This is a genomic window from Roseateles sp. P5_B10, assembly GCF_056400485.1.
In genome coordinates this window covers 1-824 of sequence record NZ_JBFULE010001389.1, presented here as the reverse complement: position 1 = coordinate 824, position 824 = coordinate 1, and the positions used below count along the sequence as shown (strand labels likewise).

Annotated in this window: 1 pseudogene; it reads left to right on the top strand. The window is 63.8% G+C overall.

What is annotated here, in order from left to right:
* A pseudogene (locus AC1DU6_RS33535) lies at positions 1-824 on the top strand (lysine decarboxylase); the annotation flags it as partial.

Genomic DNA, 824 nt, shown 5'->3' with positions numbered 1-824 from the left:
CATCATGTGTGGCGCCATCCCCGTCTTCCTGACGCCGACGCGCAACCACTACGGCATCATCGGGCCCATTCCCGAGAGCGAGTTCAGTCCGGAGACCATCCGCGCCAAGATCGCCGCCAACCCGCTGCTGGCGCACATCGACGCTGCCACGGTCAAACCCTCCATCGTCACGCTGACGCAGAGCACCTATGACGGCGTGCTCTACAACACCGAAACCATCAAGAAGAAGCTCGACGGCTACATCCCGACGCTGCACTTCGATGAGGCCTGGCTGCCGCATGCGGCCTTTCACGATTTCTACGGGCAGTTCCACGCGATGGGCAAGAACCGTCCGCGCCCGAAGGAAGCCATGGTCTACGCGACGCAATCCACGCACAAGCTGCTGGCTGGCATCTCGCAGGCCTCGCAGGTGCTCGTGCAGGATTCGCAAAGCGTCAAGCTGGACAAGCATCTCTTCAACGAGGCCTACCTGATGCATACGTCGACCTCGCCGCAATACTCGATCATCGCGAGCTGCGACGTGGCTGCGGCGATGATGGAGCCGCCCGGCGGTACGGCGCTCGTGGAGGAAAGCATCCGCGAGTCGCTGGACTTCCGCCGTGCCATGCGCAAGGTCGAGTCGGACTATGGCGACGACTGGTGGTTCAAGGTCTGGGGGCCGGACTTCCTGCGCGCGCAGGATGACCAGGGCAGCGAGCCCGTGTCGGCGGACTGGATGCTGCACGCCGACGAGGACTGGCATGGCTTCGGCGCGCTCGCCGAGGGCTTCAACATGCTGGACCCGATCAAGTCCACCATCATCACGCCCGGGCTGGACAWGGAAG